At 38.0% G+C, this 18,756-nt stretch carries 20 protein-coding genes; 9 read left to right on the forward strand and 11 right to left on the reverse strand.

The annotated features are described in order from the left end of the window. Positions 1–17: 17 nt before the first annotated feature. The 3 genes from H9648_RS06940 to H9648_RS06950 form a co-directional block, all read right to left on the reverse strand. On the reverse strand, positions 18–923 hold the full coding sequence (locus H9648_RS06940; RefSeq protein ID WP_191753142.1) for a hypothetical protein: 906 nt from the start codon (positions 921–923) through the stop codon (positions 18–20). A 140-nt stretch (positions 924–1,063) separates the two neighbouring features. Continuing rightward, positions 1,064–3,856 (reverse strand): DEAD/DEAH box helicase, encoded by a 2,793-nt coding sequence (locus H9648_RS06945; protein WP_191753143.1) that lies wholly within the window; start codon positions 3,854–3,856, stop codon positions 1,064–1,066. Beyond that, on the reverse strand, positions 3,853–5,169 hold the full coding sequence (locus H9648_RS06950; protein ID WP_191753144.1) for a hypothetical protein: 1,317 nt from the start codon (positions 5,167–5,169) through the stop codon (positions 3,853–3,855). Before H9648_RS06950 ends, H9648_RS06945 begins: the two co-directional genes overlap by 4 nt. Positions 5,170–5,475: 306 nt before the next feature. Between H9648_RS06950 and H9648_RS06955 the strand changes: the two genes are divergently transcribed. From H9648_RS06955 to H9648_RS06985, 7 genes are all read left to right on the forward strand, one after another. Further along, positions 5,476–5,640, forward strand: a complete 165-nt coding sequence (locus tag H9648_RS06955) for an aspartyl-phosphate phosphatase Spo0E family protein (RefSeq protein ID WP_191753145.1) — start codon at positions 5,476–5,478, stop codon at positions 5,638–5,640. Positions 5,641–5,837: 197 nt separating this feature from the next. After that, positions 5,838–5,996, forward strand: coding sequence for an aspartyl-phosphate phosphatase Spo0E family protein (locus tag H9648_RS06960; RefSeq protein ID WP_191753146.1), 159 nt, complete (start codon positions 5,838–5,840; stop codon positions 5,994–5,996). Positions 5,997–6,219: 223 nt separating this feature from the next. Further along, positions 6,220–6,807, forward strand: coding sequence for a 3D domain-containing protein (locus H9648_RS21075; protein WP_191753147.1), 588 nt, complete (start codon positions 6,220–6,222; stop codon positions 6,805–6,807). A gap of 165 nt (positions 6,808–6,972) precedes the next feature. Further along, complete coding sequence (locus tag H9648_RS06970; protein WP_191753148.1) at positions 6,973–7,920, forward strand: AAA family ATPase; 948 nt, start codon at positions 6,973–6,975, stop codon at positions 7,918–7,920. 1 nt (position 7,921) lies between these two features. Beyond that, positions 7,922–9,139, forward strand: a complete 1,218-nt coding sequence (locus H9648_RS06975) for a DUF58 domain-containing protein (RefSeq protein WP_191753149.1) — start codon at positions 7,922–7,924, stop codon at positions 9,137–9,139. Further along, complete coding sequence (locus tag H9648_RS06980) at positions 9,133–10,338, forward strand: DUF4129 domain-containing protein (protein ID WP_191753150.1); 1,206 nt, start codon at positions 9,133–9,135, stop codon at positions 10,336–10,338. Before H9648_RS06975 ends, H9648_RS06980 begins: the two co-directional genes overlap by 7 nt. A 90-nt stretch (positions 10,339–10,428) precedes the next feature. Beyond that, positions 10,429–11,358 (forward strand): ATP-grasp domain-containing protein, encoded by a 930-nt coding sequence (locus H9648_RS06985; RefSeq protein WP_191753151.1) that lies wholly within the window; start codon positions 10,429–10,431, stop codon positions 11,356–11,358. Positions 11,359–11,407: 49 nt separating this feature from the next. Here the strand turns inward: H9648_RS06985 and H9648_RS06990 are convergent, their stop codons facing one another. The 8 genes from H9648_RS06990 to H9648_RS07025 form a co-directional block, all read right to left on the reverse strand. After that, entirely contained in the window at positions 11,408–12,331 is a 924-nt protein-coding gene (locus tag H9648_RS06990; protein WP_191753152.1) for a DNA-3-methyladenine glycosylase family protein, read from the reverse strand. 16 nt (positions 12,332–12,347) lie between these two features. After that, entirely contained in the window at positions 12,348–12,533 is a 186-nt protein-coding gene (gene ytzI / locus H9648_RS06995; protein ID WP_191753153.1) for a YtzI protein, read from the reverse strand. Between the two features lie 136 nt (positions 12,534–12,669). Beyond that, on the reverse strand, positions 12,670–13,278 hold the full coding sequence (locus H9648_RS07000; RefSeq protein ID WP_191753154.1) for a nitroreductase family protein: 609 nt from the start codon (positions 13,276–13,278) through the stop codon (positions 12,670–12,672). Between the two features lie 120 nt (positions 13,279–13,398). Further along, on the reverse strand, positions 13,399–14,043 hold the full coding sequence (locus H9648_RS07005) for an FMN-dependent NADH-azoreductase (RefSeq protein ID WP_191753155.1): 645 nt from the start codon (positions 14,041–14,043) through the stop codon (positions 13,399–13,401). 211 nt (positions 14,044–14,254) lie between these two features. Beyond that, a complete protein-coding gene (locus H9648_RS07010) occupies positions 14,255–14,812 on the reverse strand; it encodes a DJ-1/PfpI family protein (protein ID WP_191753156.1) in 558 nt (185 codons plus the stop codon). Between the two features lie 176 nt (positions 14,813–14,988). Next, positions 14,989–16,230 carry an MFS transporter gene (locus H9648_RS07015; RefSeq protein ID WP_191753157.1) on the reverse strand — a complete coding sequence of 414 codons (1,242 nt, stop codon included), beginning with the start codon at positions 16,228–16,230 and terminating at the stop codon, positions 14,989–14,991. Between the two features lie 418 nt (positions 16,231–16,648). Beyond that, positions 16,649–16,864, reverse strand: coding sequence for a hypothetical protein (locus tag H9648_RS07020; RefSeq protein WP_191753158.1), 216 nt, complete (start codon positions 16,862–16,864; stop codon positions 16,649–16,651). A gap of 77 nt (positions 16,865–16,941) precedes the next feature. Continuing rightward, positions 16,942–17,166, reverse strand: a complete 225-nt coding sequence (locus H9648_RS07025) for a hypothetical protein (RefSeq protein WP_144702636.1) — start codon at positions 17,164–17,166, stop codon at positions 16,942–16,944. A 346-nt stretch (positions 17,167–17,512) separates the two neighbouring features. Here H9648_RS07025 and H9648_RS07030 point away from each other — a divergent pair, with 346 nt between their 5' ends. Further along, positions 17,513–18,178 (forward strand): phosphatase PAP2 family protein, encoded by a 666-nt coding sequence (locus H9648_RS07030; RefSeq protein ID WP_191753159.1) that lies wholly within the window; start codon positions 17,513–17,515, stop codon positions 18,176–18,178. A gap of 122 nt (positions 18,179–18,300) precedes the next feature. Continuing rightward, positions 18,301–18,723, forward strand: a complete 423-nt coding sequence (locus H9648_RS07035; RefSeq protein WP_225218762.1) for a hypothetical protein — start codon at positions 18,301–18,303, stop codon at positions 18,721–18,723. Positions 18,724–18,756 lie beyond the last annotated feature (33 nt).

Below are 18,756 nucleotides of genomic sequence, written 5' to 3' on the forward strand. Positions count from 1 at the left end.
TATACGACCTCCTCGATTTAGTTAAAAAGTTCGGGGGAAATGATAAAGTAACGTTCTTGGTTTGTCTCATAAGTATTTATCGTATGAATGCTAATTTGATAGGTAGGCACTTCCATATCCTCTTCCATGTCAGAACCGTCTTCACGTACAACTAGATCAGTAATTTTTTTAATACCTGAATTCTCTATGTTCCACAAAGAGCTGTCCACGCTATCAAACTGTACTTGTTCAAAGTTTGTGAAGCTCAAATAATAGGAATTACCCTTTGGCACCATATTTTTTAAGCCATGCAGATCGAGAGCTTTAAAATAAATGCTAGGAGAAGAAATAAAGTTTTCACGATTTACCATTTCAAGTTCTGCATCCATAATATGTGTACTTATTTGATAATTCCCATCATGCAGCGAAATCCATGCATTCATATCTCGACCATCTCGATAATAAGAAGTTTCATAGTTAAAATGGCGAACTTCTCCATCGCTATTAAAGATGATTTCCACATTGTTTATAGCAAGCTCTCCCTCTGCATGTAGCACTTTCTTTACCTTCTCATATTCATTATAAAAATTCATCTCATACACATTAGTTGCTGCTTTAACATGATGTATTTCTTCATAGAAAGCTGTTACTGAGTGGTTCACAATGCTGCTTGATAAAAAAGATAACACCCCAAGAGAAGCTGCCCACTTTTTTGCATCTTTATTAACGATAAGCTTAGGAAGAAAAAAGAGTACGAAAATCGCAATACCTATAGGCAATACCAATGAATTCATGCGAAACGTAAACGTACTTAACAAAAAGTAACCGATCAGTTTCCACCCAATGTTAGATTCTTCATGATTCGCTTTTTTCATATAGATGAGAATTAATAATATAAGAAAAATACCCGACATACCCCAAGCTAGATACGATTCAAGCTGCATCGTTCTCCCCCTAATTTTTGGATAATAGTATAAGTTTATCAAAAAAATCGTGAAAAAGACGCTTCTATAACAACTGAAAAAAATTTCTCGAAAGTCCACAGAAAGCACAAGAAAAGCACAGCTCATTCGCTGTGCTTTTCTTAAGATTCGACCCATTCTTTTCTTAGCGTAAATAGGTCTTTTAATTCGTCTGTTGATAGTTCCGTAATCCAATTTTCACTCTGAATCACTTTTTCTGAAAGTTCTTTTTTGCTCTCGAGCATCATGTCAATCTTCTCTTCTAATGTGCCAAGCGTAATCATCTTGTGCACCGTCACGAATTTTTTTTGTCCGATACGATGGGCACGATCAGTTGCTTGATTCTCAACAGCTGGATTCCACCATCGATCATAATGAATAACGTGATTGGCTTCGGTTAAGTTGAGACCGGTTCCGCCAGCTTTTAGAGATAAGATAAAGATCGGATGTTCTCCGTCTTGAAAACTTTCAATCATCTGGTCACGTTTTTGCTTGCTTAGACTGCCATGCAAAAAGAGTACGGACCGGCCGAATTTTTTCTCCACATACTTCTTTATTAATTCACCCATAAAGATAAACTGTGTAAAGATCAAGCACCTTTCATCTTTTTCAAGAATGGCATCGATCAACTCAATCGTTTTTGCAAATTTAACAGACTGATCCTCAAGTTTTCCTAGCTTATCATTCTTTGTATAAAGAGCCGGATGATCGCAGATTTGCTTTAATTTGCCTAACATCGCGAGTAATAATCCACGCCTTTGCATACCTGTTACTTTTTCCAACTGCTCAAACGTATCTTGAACAAGTCGCTCATATAGAGAAGCTTGTTCTTTTGATAACGGACAATATTCTTTGATCTCTTGTTTCTCAGGCAGATTAAGCTGTACAGCTGGATCCATCTTCGTCCGTCGCAGCAGGAATGGTTGAACAAGCTGTTTTAATTGCTGTAAACGCAACGTATCATTGTCTTTCTCAACTGGCACTACAAACTTTTTCTGAAACGATGGTTCGCTCCCTAAATATCCTGGGTTTAAAAAGTCGAAGATCGCCCATAGCTCAAGAAGTCTGTTTTCTACAGGAGTTCCCGTTAACGCGATCTTGTGACGTCCGTTCAGCCTGCGGATACTTCTTGATTGTTTTGTATAACTGTTTTTAATGTTCTGTGCCTCATCGAGTACGATCGCTTCCCAATACGTTTCACTCATCTCATTATAATCAAGCTGACATGTCGTATATGAAGTGATAACAACATCGAATTTTTTATACCACTCAGTAAATTGATCTCCTTTTTTCCGGTTCCCTCCGTAATGAAGACCTACTGACAAAGTCGGTGAAAAGTGTTGAAGCTCCTTTTGCCAGTTTCCGATTACAGAAGTAGGACATACGAGTAAAAAAGTACCTTCGTGCTTTTCTTTTTCTTTCACTTTTAAGAAATAGTCAATGGTCTGAACGGTTTTCCCTAGCCCCATATCGTCTGCTAAACAACCACCAAGACCGAATTCCCGGAGAAAATACATCCATGAACTTCCTGTCTTTTGATAGTCCCTTAACGTTCCGATTAAGTTTTCAGCTTTTGGCTCAATGGGTAATGTCTTGATCTCTGTAAGCTGATCCATCCATGCGTTCAATGGTTCATCCCATTCAATGTCAAGCATCGGTCCTTCTAAATCTAATCCTTCAAGACCATCTTCAGCAGGGTTGGTTTCCATGTTGAGCAGATGTTGTTCTAACACATCTTTTAGCTGAATGCCTGTACGATCCACGTTCTTAATAAGATGACGTACTTGTTTCATCCACTCAGGATCGACTCTGTACCATTGACCGTTTCTTCGCACGAGTCTTCTGCTGCCATCAACGAGTTTTCGAAACTCTTCTTCCGTAAGCTCTTCGTCCCCCGTTGACATTCGCCAATCAAATTGCATGATTGCATTTAATCCAAGGAAAGAAGGTGCACCCCCAGATTGTTGCGATTTTGTTTTTACCTTTGCTTTTACTTTCGGTTGAAGTTCCTGAACGGTCTCCCACCATGCTGGAAGGATAACGGTAAGTCCAATCTGTCTTAACAGATCGCTTTTTAGCGTTAAAAAATCCCAAGCTTCTTTTTCGGTTATCTCATTACGTATTTCTTTACGCGTATTTGGTTTTAACCATGAGATTAATTTTGTTACGAGCTCTATATCCGATTCTAACATCTCTTTAAAAGGCTTCCATTCATCTGGGAGAAGTGTGCTCTTTCCAAGATAGGGTACAGCTATTCCATCATCTTTTTCTTGAAGAATGACGTGTAATTTCCAAATATCTTCACTACCTTCACCATCATTAGCAGGTTCAGAGAGTTGAAAAATGATATGAAAGGGCTTAGGATCTTTTCTCCAGCCGATCTTAATCAGCCATTCCTCTTCATTTAAGTGATTTAAGGCGGATATGATCTGTCTAGGTACCCCTTTCATACGATCTCTGTTAAAGTTTGAAGGCAAGTAAGTACTTCCGTCATGTGGCAATGTAGAGAGAGCTTCATTCAACCACGCCGATTCAATTCTCTCTCCATCCGTTCTCCATGCCCATACACCTGTTTTCCATGCTTCGTAATCAGGAGTAACCTTATCTTTTTGCATCAAACGAAAGACATCATTTGCCTCTCTTACAAAAGCCCAAGAATCTTCTTCCCAATTGTTTTCCGCCAGAAAAAAGTCGGGATAACGATTAAAAAGATCAAATGCTTCCCCAGCATCTAAATAAACATTCTGATCATCATCAACATCTAGCATCGTCCCGAAAAATGAAGGCTTATGCCATGTAAATAAAAGAGGTTTCCAGTCGTTTACATGCACTCTTTTCGAATGTTTAGTGGCCCATAAAACCATGTTGCCATGAAGCCATTTCGCGTGTAGCAAAAGATTGCTTGTATCGATCATGAAATAAACTTTCCTTTCCTTAGCTCTTCCTGAAAGGCTCTAAGCCGCCCATAAACTGTAGCAATCTGATTGATATACTGTGAAAAACGTTCTTCTTCTCCAAGTTCAAAATATAAAGTGCGAAGCGTTTTTAAATGTTTAATGGCGGATTGATAAGATTTTCTTGTCCTCTCATTAATAAGCCTATCAATCGCTTGATGATAGATCGGCAGAGCGGATTCTTTTTGAAAGGACACGACCTCTTTTAGATCCTTTCTTTGAATCAACTCTGGTGAGTAGCCCATGATCACTTGCAGTTCCACCCATCTCTCATGCTCACCGATCACCATCAAATATTCACCGTACTCATAGAACGTGATGGGTAAAAATTCAATCAGCATTTCTTCATACTGATCCTCGTCACCTGTATGTTGAGCGTACTTCCAAAAATAGCTTAAGTACTCATGGAAAAACTCTCGAGAATTGGAATGATAATAGTACGTACCAACACCTTCTAAGAAATATGGCTTCAGATCGAGCAGCCATAACAAGAGGCGATCCCATTCTTGTTTGTCTACCAATAACTTCATCCAAACCAGATAATGAACTATGTCTACCTTTTTCTCACACTGAGTTAGTCGTTTGAAAGCAAGTTCTTCATTTCCACTCGCAAAGGCAAAATGAACAAGAGCCAATTCAAGCATTTGAGATGTTTTTCCACTCTCTTTTTCTTCTAGCAGCTGCTTTTCATATTTAGACACCCAAGCTTGTTCAATGTAAAGTAACGACCAGCTGATCTGGAATAGATAAAATAGAAGATGTCCCCACTTGGGTGGAATCTCATAAAGACTCTGAAAGTTTCTTAAACTTTCTTCCACAAGTTTTTTATTCTCTTTTAGTAACTTTTTGCTGTCGATCTGTTTTAATGTAATATACATTTGATCACATAGTTTCTCAACGGTAGCATCAAAGTTCGATTGCATATATGTAGCCACACCATATTGAGCTTCAAAAGAAAACAATCGGAGCAGCGTTTCGATCTGTACGTGATATTTGTATAACAACGCAATATCTTCATCAAAGAATTGCCCTGCATTTAAAAGCGCAGGGTAATAATCTCGGTAAATATGAACAAACGTATAACTCGTATCTTTTCCGTCTACGAGATCTCGAAAGGAGACGGTTTGCAGTTTACGTCTCTCGAAAGTTTCAAACCGTTCTGAAAAATACTCTCGCCATAGTTGAACAGAATGTGTGTTTTGAACTTTTTGCTCAGGCGTTTCATAATGAACTTGAGTTTCGCCCTTATCTTTATGCTCTTCAGTTGGTTTCATTCCGTCTCCCCCCTTTCTTTTTATTACCAATTATAGCAAAATACATCTAGACTCATTCATGTATATCATATCTATTTTAAAGGAAACCGGTGAAATTGACCAAAGATACACATTTAACTCCTAAAACAATTCCAATTTTTACCGATAATTTTAAGTGAAGTGTCTCATAAAGGCTTTTACAAGCATGAAACAAAAGATAAGTTATTTGAAAAGAAGTTCCCTGGAGTTAAGTTTATCTTTAATGATATGCTAGTCAATTGCCATAGAGACTTCTTAGTCGCTACATCCCGAAAGGAAGAACTACTTATGATAGAAAAAAGTATTCAAGAACGAATTCTCCTATTAAGAGAAGAATTATATGTAATCTCAAATCAACTAAACTATGAACTAACACACCCTAAACTGGTCACAATAAGCCAACAGCTCGATCAATTATTAAATCAGTACGCTAATATCCAACAAAAATCATAAAAAGCGGCCTTTATCCAGGTCGTTTTATTATTTTCAGAAGACCTTCCATCTCCTAGGTTCTCAATTCGACATACAACCCCTTCCTTATGTAGTTTTTTGTAACATTATCACTTTTTTAGACGAAACCCTTTTTCTTTTTGTAAATTTATTGCATATTAAGTGAAGACAAAATCTCTCATGAAAGTTGTGAATGAAACATGTTATTGCAATTAATTGAGGAAAAACGTGAAGTATTGTTATGCCTTGGCAAAACCTATTGCTTAACCGCTAAAGAAACAGTAATCTGCAGTCAGGAATTAGATCAATTATTGAATCGCTTAGATGATTTTATTGGTGAACCTAGAGATAATTCATAATATTTGTCTATTTCCTGGGAAATTTGTCGTTTAAGAATCTTCTTCTCTACTTTATCTTATCGCCCATCAAAGATATCTATTAAATTCCATATTTACCTATTATTATATGAAGATAGTAATGTAATCTGTTTGTTATCTTCTCCTAATGAGTTTGTTACATACAATTAGTATAATTGGCAACCGAGGCGTATTTAACCAATTATACATATTAGGAGGAGTTATCATGATAAAAAAATGGGTAATTACAGGGGCTCTAGCGTTAGGATTGCTCGTTTCTGCTCCCGTTAGTGGATTTGCAGCAATGGGGGATCACACTCTCCGACCGGGTACTTGGGACAATGACGTATATGAACTTCAAGGAAAATTAAAAGCGCTAGGATTCTATGATTTTGCTGTTACAACAGGCTATTATGGTCCCGTTACTAAACAAGCCGTAACAGACTATCAACGAGCTAAGAACTTATCAGTAGACGGTATTGCTGGACCTCAAACGTTTAACAGCATTCAAAATAACGTTACAAAAAAGAGTATGACTGTTGCTGCGACTGCCTATACGGCAAGTTGTGAAGGGTGCAGCGGCACAACTTTCAATGGTACAAATCTAAAAGAAATTCCTTATGCAAAAGTAATCGCTGTTGATCCAAACGTTATTCCTATCGGATCTGTTGTTTATGTTCCTGGTTATGGTTATGCTGTGGCTGACGATACCGGTGGTGGAATCAATGGTAAAGAGATCGATGTATTTATGAAAAACTATTCTGATGCCGTTAATTGGGGAAGAAAAAGCGTAAATATTACAATTTTAAACTAAATGAGATGATGACACAGTACCTCATCTATTCTTCGCTCACAGCTTTAAAATAAGCTGTGAGTTTTTTTTATGTTTACATAAATTTCAAAAATATTACATTTTTTATTTTCTAAATATTATAATAATGATAAAGTTAAATTAACATTTTTGAGAGGATGTACATACATGAATATGAAGAATCAGATGATGATTATTAAAAATGCAATAGCTGAAGTGTTAACAGGAAAAGAAGAACTTGTTGAACTAACGATGATATCGATTGTCAATAAAGGTCATTTATTATTAGAAGATGTTCCTGGAACAGGAAAAACTGTGCTTGCTAAAAGTCTTGCTCGATTAATTGGAGGAGAATTTAAAAGAATTCAGTTCACCCCAGATATCCTTCCAGCTGATATCACCGGTATACAGTTCTTTCATCCGAAGCATCAAGAGTTTGAGCTGCGTCCCGGTCCGGTTATGACTAACATCTTATTAGCAGATGAAATTAACCGTGCGACACCTCGAGCTCAATCCAGTCTATTAGAAGTGATGGAAGAAAGACAGGTTACGATTGATGGTGAAACCCTTCCCCTTCCGTCTCCTTTCTTAGTTTTAGCAACACAGAACCCTATTGAATCTCACGGAACATTCCCCCTTCCTGAGGCCCAACTTGATCGTTTTTTTATGAAACTGCCGTCTGGCTTTCCAAACTACGATCAAGAAAAAGAAATGCTTCACATGTATCGTAAAAATAACCCACAAGATTCTTTAGAACCTGTCTTCACTTTAGAAGATTTATTAGTCATGCAAGAAGAAGTAAAGCACATTCATGTTAGTGATAGTGTTGAGAATTATTTACTATCCATCGTTCATGCGACCCGCAGTCATGAATTTATTGAGAATGGTGTGTCTCCTCGTGGCACCCTTGCTTTCATGAGAGCTGCTCAAGGCGCTGCTTATGTACAAGGAAGAACTTTCGTTACTCCAGACGATGTCCAATTCGTAGCACCTTATGTATTAACTCACCGACTCGTATTGACGATGGAAGGGACGATGAGAAAAACGAAAGACCAAGTGTTGAAAGAGATCCTTGAGGCTATTATTGTCCCTGTAGAGTCTGAGGCAGGTAGATAACATGCAATGGAACAGCGAGGTATGGATTAAATCCATCTTTCGGGCCTTAGTTATTTTCAGCCCATTAATACTTCTGATAGGTTTTTATCGTAATATTCCATTTCTGTTTTTATTAGGACTTGCGATCATTTTTTTGTATGGAACGTTATTGCTGCAATCTAGGTCAGCAACAAGGGAGATTGTTTTAGATACTACAAAACAAGTTCATCGTTTGTTTCCTGGTGATACGGATCAGTTCTATGTAAAACTTCTTCATAAGGGAAGATGGCCTTCTTATAGAGGCGAACTCATCTTCACACATCGAGCACCTATATCTGTAACAGGAGATGTTGAGTCGAACAGCACTGCAAAAGGAAGAATTGAAGTTAAACGTCATTTTGCGCTCTATCGTCAAACATCATTTACACAAATAGTTCCGTTTACTGCTACAAGAAGAGGAACAACAAGAATTTCTAATCTGACACTGCAGGTACAAGATCCTCTTTCATTGAGTGGTCAAGCATTGGCTTATAACGGTATATTTCCAACAGAAATTGTCGTTTACCCGAGGCCACTCCCTGTTCAACGCATTGAGCATCTGTTTTCTCAAGGCAGCGGTGAAGCTGTAAGACCTTTTGCTTTATTTGAGAACGTGTCTCTTCCTGCAGGTAACCGAGATTATTCTCCAGGAGATTCTTTTCATAAAATACATTGGAAAGCTACAGCACGCTCAGGCTCGCTTCAAACGAAAGTTTTTGAAAAAACAGTTGTCTATCACTGGACATTTGTTTATACGATACTCCCTGATCATAAAGAGATGAAATCTCTTGAGGATATGGAGAACGAGATCAGTCATTTGGCATACATGTGTCAGTTTGCGGCGGAAAAAGGAATACCTTTTGAAGTATACATTAACTTTAAAGTCCCTGGCCCGATGGGAATGTATCATATACCAACCGGGAGCGGAGCGGTTCACTTAAGCAGTATCCTTGAAGGTTTGGCAAGAATTGATCGTTCCAATGTCATCGTGAAACCTCAGATCATGTGGAATAAGATGGATCGTAATTTTGTTGGTACGAGTCCGTTCGTCATCTTTTTAGGTCATATTCCTACCGATCCGCATTCTCAGATCTTGATTAAGAAATGGTCTAGATCAGGTGGAAGAACCTTTTATGTCGAGCATAACGAAGAACATGCCTTGCTGATGCCATACCTTTCATTGGAGGTCGCTTCATGCTAAAGAAAAATCAGCAGTTTTCTCTTTATGGATTGAACGTAACCTTTGATGCGATGCTAGTTTTTATAATCATGACCATTTTTACAGCGGGGGCAACTTGGCTTGAATTCGTATGGTTCACGTCAAATCTCATTCCAATTATTGCGTTAAGCGGAGCTTTATACCTTTACAAACCGAACTTAAATAAAATCACACTTCTTGCTGTTGTGATCTTATCATCGCTGTTGTTTTGGTATATGACTTCTTCTCTCCTATTATCCATTCTGATCTCAATCGTCCTTATGTGGAGAAGCGCAGAAAATTGGAATGATCCTTTCAAGACAGATCTTGAATTAATTTTTGGTCTTGGTGCCGTTTTAACATTGGTCCTCTCTCTCTTTTTTAAAGATGGCTACACCGTCATCTATGGAGCTATCTGGACACAATTCATGCTCATGTTGCTCATTAAAATGACTCTGCACTATATTAAGAATGATTCTATTCGGATCGTAATGAAGGATTTTGCTGTTCCCTTAACGCTAGTTGGGTTAAGCGGGGTGATCCTTGCTGTATTAGGACCTTTAAAACAACTAATTTATTGGATTCTAGACGGTGTATTCTTCATTTTGTATTATATTTTGGCGGTTCCTCTTTGGAAGTTATTTTCGCTTCTTCCCCCATTAATCCAAACACTTAAACAATTGCTTAAAACGGAAGAAGGCGGAAAGATGAAATTGGGTAATAAGACAGAGGATATAGTAGAACAGCGTCCTGAAACACTTGCGGAATCTCCGATGCTTCTATACACGACCATAGCGCTACTTATCATCATCGTCATATTCTTTCTTTGGAAAAAAAGGAATGTATTCAACAATCAATCCAGCTTATTGCTTAACGGGAACATTTCAGTTCTTGATAGTTCATATGCGAACAGCCAGTTGACCGGCAAGAAAAGATGGCTTCAGTCCAAAGACAGGACTAGGAAGAAATTTTTACAATTCGAAAAAGTAATGGATAAGAAGGGATTCGGAAGAGAGCCTGGTGAATCTGCGGTGAACTGGTTTCTAAGACTTGAACTGTGGGGAAAGGATGCAGATTCTGTTTTAGCTGCTTACGAAAAAGTACGTTACGGTGAAGAGAGCATTTCTGATGAGGAGTACAAACAGTATGTAAGTGCATTGAAAAAATTTGAGAAGTTGGATCACTTGAAGAAGCCGAAATAAGATGGCTTCTTTTTTCTGTTCATACCGCCTCATTTAATATAGACTAATAATATATAATTAGTCGGATTTCTTGCATACAAGGAGGATATTATGACAAAGAAAATATATGTGATTCATGAGAATAGCGAATGGACTGCCCCATTATTCCAACGCTTTGAAGAGCTCGGTCTTCCTTATGAAGATTGGCATATGAGAAAAGGACATATTGACCTGACAGAGGCTCCACCACAAGGTATATTTTATAACCGAATGAGCGCATCGTCTCATACGAGAGGACACAGATATGCACCTGAATATACATCAGCGGTACTAACCTGGCTTGAGAGCTATGGTCGTAAAGTATTTAACGACTCAAGAGCGCTTCAGCTCGAGATCAGTAAAGTGAAACAATACAGCGCATTAAAAGCATTTCATATACCTGTTCCACGAACGATTGCGGCTTACGGAAAAGATGAACTGCTACGCGCTGCAACGAAATTTAACGGCTCTTTCATCACGAAACACAACCGTGCGGGTAAAGGTCTCGGCGTTCAATTGTTCCAAACACAGAATGCACTAGAAGCTTATGTACAATCGGAAAATTTTGATGAATCCATCGACGGAATCACTCTTTTGCAAGATTATATCGAAGCACCAGAACCTTATATCGTGCGCTGCGAATTTATTGGCGGCAAATTTTTATATGCCGTTCAAGTAGATACTTCTGATGGATTCGAACTTTGTCCAGCTGACGCTTGCCAGATCGGTGATCAGTTCTGTCCGATTACAGATCTGCCAGAGAATCTAACACCAAAGTTTAAGATTCTTAAAGACTTTGTTCTTCCAAATCAAGAAAGTTATGAAGCGTTCTTAGATGCAAATGGCATTACATTTGCCGGTATTGAGATCATTACGGACAAGAGTGGAAACGTATATGCGTATGATGTAAACACGAATACGAACTACAACCGTGATGCTGAAGCAGAAGCAAACATATATGGCATGCAGGCGATCGCGGAGTTTTTAAGTAAAGAATTATAAGAAAAAGGTGAGGGTCATCTCAAATATGCCCTCACCTTTTATTAAGTTACTAGGTATGATCTACAACTGTAGGAGTCTGATTTAAACTCTCCCATAGATAATACGTGATATATGTACGCCACGGTGTCCAATCCTGCGCAAGCACCCTTACCTCTTCTTCTGATGGTTGCTCAGTTAGCTTCCAAACTTGACGGATGGCATTTCTTAATCCAATATCTGCAGCAGGCAGTACATCAGTTCTTCCCATACCAAATATTAAAAGACATTCAATCGTCCATTTCCCTATCCCTCTTATAGGCAACAGCGTTTTCATCACTTCTTCATCTGACATACTCCATAAGCTTTCAAAATCAATAGTTCCGTCTGAGATCAGCTTTGCCAGATCGATGATATACTCTGCTTTTCTCTGACTGAATTGAAGCTCGCGAAGGTCTTCATACTTAAGTTTTGAGACAGATGTAGGAGTTGGAAAGACTTGATATGTATTTCCTTCTACCTCCACCTTATCTCCAGCAAACTCAATCAGCCGTTCGGTCAAGGTTCCAGCAAAAGTTAAATTTACTTGTTGACCGATAATAATTTTTACAATGGATTCAAACAAGTCAGTGTCTGTAAGAAGTTTTAATCCTTTAAAACGTTGTAGCACTCCAACCAATTTCTCGTGTTCACAAAAGTGGTCATAAAGAGGTGACAGATCAACTTCAGTTGAAAACAGTTGTTGAATTTTTTTCTTAACTGCATCTTCAGATATTGAACCATTTAAAGGTATTGCCTTACAGTTCAGAACAGGGCTGGTAACAGTTCCGTTCCATACTACTTTTACAAAGCAAGAAGTTTCTTCTATCCTGATTATTTTTTCGTATTCTGTAAATTGTTCATTGAGTTTTAAGACATGAGTTTTCCCTGTAACCGTGAGTCGCTGCATCATCTTTTGAAAATCAAACGGTGGTTTAGGCTCTATTACAAACTTCATACTTATACATCCTTTCTTATGAACGCTCCTTACCTTCCTCATTTCCTTTATCTTTATTTTCATTTTTTAGATATGGATTGTCGTCCAACTGATCGACCGTATGTTTATAGGAATACCCTTTTGTAATGGCAGCCGCAAAAATAATGACGACGAAGATAATGATAACGAGGGTAATTAGGATTGAAATGGTTAATGTGCTCATACAGACTCCTTACCAAAACTGATTTTATTTGTATGATAGCACATTTTCCCATGAAGCAAACTTAGTACTTATCGTGATAGTGCTATGAAAAAAGCAGCTATACCTCTAGTAGGCACAACTGCTTAAAAAGCGTGATCTATTTTTCTTCAAATTTATTATGCATTACAATCCGATTAAAATCGAAACGTTCTGTAGGCTTAGCAGGACCGTCAGCATATCCTAATGTAATCATCATCACAGGAATGAATCGTTCTGGAATTCCAAGAGCAGGCACAATAGCAGCATGATCGAATCCTGTCATCGGGCATGAATCAACACCAACTGCTTTAGCAGCAAGCATGAGCTGCATCGCACCGAGTGATGCATTTTTAAGTGCTTCTCTTTCGCCAATCGCACGTCCTTGTGAATAGGCAGAGTTGATATTTTTCAATAACATATTTCTTGCTTCTTCTGGCGCTTTTTCAAATACTTCTGCAGCTACTTTATCTGCTTCTGTGTCTCCTAAGACTACCACTACAGCTGATGCATCCAGCACATGCTTTTGATTATAAGCAATCGGGAAAAGTTTATCTTTTTGTTCTTGAGAGGTTACTACAATAAAACGCCAGTGCTGCAGATTCCATGCTGATGGAGCTTTCCCAGCCATCTCAAAAATCTGGTGAAGCGTTTCGCTCGGGATTTCTTTATCTTTCTGATACAAACGGACAGAAGATCGTTCTTCCATGACTTTAAATGTTTCGTTCATTTCTTCCACTCCCTATTCCGCATTTCTCTAAAATTCTCTATAAATAAAGAGGTGCCACGTTTCGTTGACACCTCGTTACTATTCCACCAATTATAGTGGGTTATCAGTTGAAGTCAAAACTTATGCATTGCGTTTAGCTAAGACTAATTCTTTAGCTAATTCTGTAGCTCTTTCTCTTGCATCAGCTAAGATTTCTTCTGCACGATCTGGGGCTGCTGCCATACCTTCTGTAAATACATGATGATAATCAGTAATTCCGATGAATGCCATCACACCTTGAAGGTATCCGTTCGTGAACTCAAAAGCTTGAGCAGGACCTTCAGAATACACACCACCACGAGATTGAACGTGCACGGCAGTCTTTCCGCCTAATAAACCAGCTGGGCCGTTCTCCGTATATTTAAATGTCTTACCTGCCATTACTACATTATCGATATACGCTTTAAGCATTGGAGGATAGCTCAAGTTCCACATTGGTGTGTTGAATACATACATGTCTGCTGAAAGGAATTGTTCTAAAATTTCTCCCATACGGCTCGTTTTTTCAACTTGTGATGGAGAAAGCTCTAGTCCTGCAGCTAATTTTCCCCAAGCATCTAAAACATCTGCATCGATGAACGGAATATTCTCTTCATAAAGGTTCACCGTCTCAATTTCTACGTTTTCATTTTGGTTAGAAAGTTCGTTTAAAAAGTGACGCCCTAAGCGAAGTCCGAACGATTGATCCATTGGTTTTGGGTTTGAATTAATATAAAGTACTTTCATTTTTGTTTCTCTCCTTTTATATCTGTTGTAATTAGTGATTAACTTCTCTTTAGTAAGTTGATTCCTTTACATCATAATTCCATAACTTACTTTTGTCAAGCACTAAACTTTTAATTATTATCATAACTTATTTTAGTTAGTTTTCCCATTAAAAAACGCTTTCTAGCTAATAGCCAGAAAGCGATAAGGGGGAGCGAAGATCAGCGTTCCGTCAAAAGGAACTTGTACCTTTATAAAAATTATATTCTTCCAGGCCGTCAAAACATTGCAAACGGTCCCCGATCGTTAAACCAAAGTCAATATAAGCATGGCTTTTTGCTGTTAAAATATTTTTATCCTCTACAATCTGCTTTGATTGATACGTACCATTCAACCAACTGTTTGTTTTAGCAAATTCATCTTCACGTAAAGACACAGTATATGACCTGCCATTCAATATACCGGCTCGTCCTAAAATAACTGCTCCGTTACCAATAGCTGCAATCTTGATATTCTCTCTGTTGAACACTTGCAACAGATGCAGAAGTCTCGGATTTCCTTGTGTGAAAGCTTGTTTTCCTCCAGGAATAATGAGCATCTCATAATCAATAGGACTAATATTCTTCATCTTAATCGTAGGCTGCATCAGTAAACCACATTCACTAGTAACAGTTCCTGGCAACAGCGAGAAAGGCAGCACTTCATACTTTTTACCGATAATAGATAAAGTCGTCATTACTTCAACTTCTCTAAATTGTGGATACAAATAGACAAGTACTTTCTTTTTCAATGGTATTCACCCATTCCTGTTACTTTTCTACCCGTCTTGCAGGGAAGAGGGTGTATAATTATTGTAACAGGATGCCGACTTGCTTTGTATTGGGAAAATTGAAGGAGAACATGTGCTTTCTTTTTAGTAAAATACAAGCAGTTTTCCCAACTTATTAGATAGAATTGATTGGGTATCTATACAATATCTTGTTCAAGTGAGGTTATTTTCTGGTTAGAATGTAGGACTTTACGATTTAAAAATGCGATCGAAAAGGAAACCAGAAACAGAAAACTTACTAACAAGTATGTCTCTCGAACTCCAAATTCCTCTGCAAACCAACCAAGTAATAATATCGCTATTCCAAATGTCCCATACACGAGTGTCCCGTGAGATGCATACACTTTGGCTAGCTGTTTATCTCTATAGGATTCTTGGATCAACGTATTTTGTGACACATCTCTCGCCATCTGAGGAAACCCAAAAACGAATGAAACCAATAAGGCAATCCATGCTGATGAAGTTAAACCGAACCACACGTTAAGCAACATCAAACAAACCGTTGATGCCATAATGACAAAGCCCAGGTATGTTTCCATTTTTTTAGAGAACCGATATACTACAAGACCCGCTACCATCATTCCTGCAAAGAAAGACGCATTGATGTAACCCCACCACGCTTCTCCTTTTCCTATCGCTGTTTCAACATACACGTAAAGAATTGCGGCGATCCAAACTCCATGACCGAAGTTTTCAAGCACATCCATCACTGTTAAAGTCGTCAGTTTTTTTGATTGAAAGATTAGTTGCCAACCTTCTTTCATCGCTATCCACTTCGATTCTTGCGCTTGAACGTTCTCCTTTTCGTTAACCTTTATTCGCATAGTAAGTATGGTTGCAACGACAAATAAGCCAAAAGTTACCCATAGCATATTTTGTTCCCCCCACATCACCAATAGAACACTGCCGAGTGGCCATGATAAAAGCATAGAAGTCTGATTGGCAATACTGATGAAACTGTTTGCTTTTACAAGCTCATCACTTTCTACAAGATCAGGAACCATAGATCTTCTTGCAGGGTTTCCGAGACCTTCAAGAAGAGAAATGATTACGACGAAAATATATAATAGAGTAAATGTTGTAGCCGTATGTATACCATATAAACCGAGTAAACATAAACAGAATAATAACCCTGTTTTAAGGAGCAGCGTATTGATCAGCAAACTTGTTCGTTTGTACTTTTCAATAAATAGAGGGGCTAGAAAACCTGAGACGAGCAAGGACATCGTCTTCGCAAATGGAATTAAAGCCATGTGCAGGACAGATCCCGTTTCATTGTAAACAAGTGTAATCAAACAAATGATATAGAGAATATCTCCTAAGTTCGCTAGCGTCTGTCCGCTCCATAAAAAATGAAAATAGCGATTTGCTTTAATCATAAAAATGCTTCATCCTTTTTCTGGTAATATAAGCCAAACAAAGTGTACCACACGACAGATGATTCCGTCTTTGGCCGTGTTTGAGTAGATGATGAGGGTGTTGATTTAGTGGGGTTTGGGGGTGGAATTTTCGGGAATCGATCATAAATTCCCGGCATCCGAGCATAAATCCTCGGCATCGAGCATAAATTCCCGGCATCGAGCATAAATTCCCGGCATCGAGCATAAATCCTGAGATACGATCATAATTCCCCCCTATCGAGCATAAATCCTCGTGAATCGATCATAAATCCCTAAATCATAGATATACCTCATTGCCGTAGTTAGAAATTCCCTTCAAAACCCTTTCTTCACTTCTCTACTATAAAAAACACTCAAAAAAAGCTGGCCCATATATAGGCCAGCGAACACAATCACATTATTTATGTCCTCTTCCTTTTGTAAGATGGCATGGTACTCCTTTACCCATAGCTCCTGGCTGTGACATGCGTTCCATGTAAGCCAATCCTCTTACGCATTGGGTTTTACAGGCGATGCAAGTTTCACTTGTAACCATCTTTTGTGTGTGCTGGTATTTATTAACCTGACTGTCATATTTATTTTTTGTTGTTTTCTTTGCATTTTTTTTAGCCATGAATGTGCCCTCCCCCTGAATCCTAAACCCAGTGTATGTAGGAAGAGGGGCTTTTGACATACATAAAAATAAAAAAACTACCCTATGTACAGGTAGTCTTCATCATGTGCGATTTCATATTGAATGCTTTGCCGTTCAGCCAATGACATGATGTAGTCACTGTCTGATTTGTCATACGCTAATAAAAACTCGTGCAATGGCATGTTGTATTTGTTCCAGACCACTTCCATCAGCCACTTTTGGCTGATCATAAAATACTCACCATTATAACGATCAACTTTTATGGTATTGCCTACATACATCCATAACACTCCCTTTCAAAGAGGTTAAATATGCATTAGGTCTTACGGTTGTACCTCCATTATATTCCTTTTGTCAGAAAAGTCAAAAAAATAATAGTCTGAATATATAATATACGGGTAGATTTACTACTTGACGCAAATAGTGGCAAAGAAATTGTAACAGTACTTGGGAAGACTAGACATAACAATAAATTGATATAAAATTTATAGTAGAATACGTCTCATGACCTATGACAAATAAACCATAATATGGTAACCTCAATAGGGTGTATTTTAAAACGTGTAAAACCTTTTAAAACGGGAATATGTTATTAAGATGATGATATAGATAAAGGAGTAGTTCGTATTGCGTATTATAAAAGAGAATATTTTAGCATTATGTCTTCTCCTCTCTATCCCTTTACTGAATATTATTTATCAAGTATTAAATCATGGGGAACGCGGGGCGAGGCAACTTATTACAGCAGTGGATCACCAAATCCCATTTGCGGAGATTTTTATTGTACCTTATATCCTTTGGTACGCTTTTATTTTTCTAATGTTTATTTACTTTTGTGTTTATGACAGAGCTATTTATTATCGGACCTTATTAAGTTTTTGTGTTGGAATGCTGGTATGTTATGTGATTTACTTCTTTTTCCAGACCACGGTTCCCCGTCCTGAATTAGTTGAGGGTGGCATACTCACAAAGATGGTTCAGTATGTTTATGGCGCTGACCAACCGTTCAATTGTTTTCCAAGTATTCATGTTTTAAGTAGTTATCTTATGATATTAGGAATTCGCCATAGTAAGATGTGGACGATAAGAAAAGATATCATAGTCTCAACCATCGCTTACAGCATTATTTTGTCGACACTTTTCGTCAAACAGCATGTTGTATTGGATGTAGTTGCTGGGATTTTATTAAGCAGCCTGCTATTTAAATTGTTCTATTATCTTGAGGCTGAAACGGTATTCAGCTTTTTCAAACGAATGTTCAAGACAAAACTTCAAAGCACAGAAAAAAGTTAAAAAAAAGAACTGCTTTTATAAGCGGTTTTTTTTGTGGATTTAACTGGTTCATAACTGTTTTGTATATACAGACATAACTTGGGCTTGAAGGAAATATGAATAACATGGGAAGGAGTGATAATATGAGCGACGATCAATTACATTCGCAGAATCAGAATCGGGCAGACAGCATGCATCAGATGTGTAAGCAGCACATGTATTATCATGTAACGATTAAAACCCGTGACGGGCAAGAAATTGAAGGTATCATTACCGATCTAGACAAGAAAAATGTGTATATGATGGTTCCGCAAAACATGATGCCAGTAGAAGAAGAACAAGAGAGTCCTCAACCTACACAACAGTCTCCAAATCCCCAACAACAATCTCAGCAAGTTCAACAAAGTTCTCAGCAAAATCAACGACAATGGTATGGTAATCCTTATTATAGAAGATATTATCGTCAGATTTTCCCACTAGCATCCTTAGCAGCTTTGTCATTATTCCCTTATTATCCACCTTATCCATATCCTTATTATCCACCCTACCCATACCCTTATTATTAGAAGTCCGCCTGAAACAGACAGGCGGATTTTTTT

The sequence above is a fragment of the Fictibacillus norfolkensis genome, from assembly GCF_014836645.1.
GTDB lineage: Bacteria > Bacillota > Bacilli > Bacillales > Fictibacillaceae > Fictibacillus > Fictibacillus norfolkensis.

What these genes read in the sequence shown, in the direction of transcription:
- H9648_RS06940 (WP_191753142.1), bottom strand. Translation starts at nt 923, where the DNA reads ATGCAGCTTGAATCGTATCTAGCTTGGGGTATGTCGGGTATTTTTCTT.
- H9648_RS06945 (WP_191753143.1), bottom strand. Translation starts at nt 3,856, where the DNA reads ATGATCGATACAAGCAATCTTTTGCTACACGCGAAATGGCTTCATGGC.
- H9648_RS06950 (WP_191753144.1), bottom strand. Translation starts at nt 5,169, where the DNA reads ATGAAACCAACTGAAGAGCATAAAGATAAGGGCGAAACTCAAGTTCAT.
- H9648_RS06955 (WP_191753145.1), top strand. Translation starts at nt 5,476, where the DNA reads ATGATAGAAAAAAGTATTCAAGAACGAATTCTCCTATTAAGAGAAGAA.
- H9648_RS06960 (WP_191753146.1), top strand. Translation starts at nt 5,838, where the DNA reads ATGTTATTGCAATTAATTGAGGAAAAACGTGAAGTATTGTTATGCCTT.
- H9648_RS21075 (WP_191753147.1), top strand. Translation starts at nt 6,220, where the DNA reads ATGATAAAAAAATGGGTAATTACAGGGGCTCTAGCGTTAGGATTGCTC.
- H9648_RS06970 (WP_191753148.1), top strand. Translation starts at nt 6,973, where the DNA reads ATGAATATGAAGAATCAGATGATGATTATTAAAAATGCAATAGCTGAA.
- H9648_RS06975 (WP_191753149.1), top strand. Translation starts at nt 7,922, where the DNA reads ATGCAATGGAACAGCGAGGTATGGATTAAATCCATCTTTCGGGCCTTA.
- H9648_RS06980 (WP_191753150.1), top strand. Translation starts at nt 9,133, where the DNA reads ATGCTAAAGAAAAATCAGCAGTTTTCTCTTTATGGATTGAACGTAACC.
- H9648_RS06985 (WP_191753151.1), top strand. Translation starts at nt 10,429, where the DNA reads ATGACAAAGAAAATATATGTGATTCATGAGAATAGCGAATGGACTGCC.
- H9648_RS06990 (WP_191753152.1), bottom strand. Translation starts at nt 12,331, where the DNA reads ATGAAGTTTGTAATAGAGCCTAAACCACCGTTTGATTTTCAAAAGATG.
- ytzI (WP_191753153.1), bottom strand. Translation starts at nt 12,533, where the DNA reads ATGAGCACATTAACCATTTCAATCCTAATTACCCTCGTTATCATTATC.
- H9648_RS07000 (WP_191753154.1), bottom strand. Translation starts at nt 13,278, where the DNA reads ATGAACGAAACATTTAAAGTCATGGAAGAACGATCTTCTGTCCGTTTG.
- H9648_RS07005 (WP_191753155.1), bottom strand. Translation starts at nt 14,043, where the DNA reads ATGAAAGTACTTTATATTAATTCAAACCCAAAACCAATGGATCAATCG.
- H9648_RS07015 (WP_191753157.1), bottom strand. Translation starts at nt 16,230, where the DNA reads ATGATTAAAGCAAATCGCTATTTTCATTTTTTATGGAGCGGACAGACG.
- H9648_RS07020 (WP_191753158.1), bottom strand. Translation starts at nt 16,864, where the DNA reads ATGGCTAAAAAAAATGCAAAGAAAACAACAAAAAATAAATATGACAGT.
- H9648_RS07025 (WP_144702636.1), bottom strand. Translation starts at nt 17,166, where the DNA reads ATGTATGTAGGCAATACCATAAAAGTTGATCGTTATAATGGTGAGTAT.
- H9648_RS07035 (WP_225218762.1), top strand. Translation starts at nt 18,301, where the DNA reads ATGAGCGACGATCAATTACATTCGCAGAATCAGAATCGGGCAGACAGC.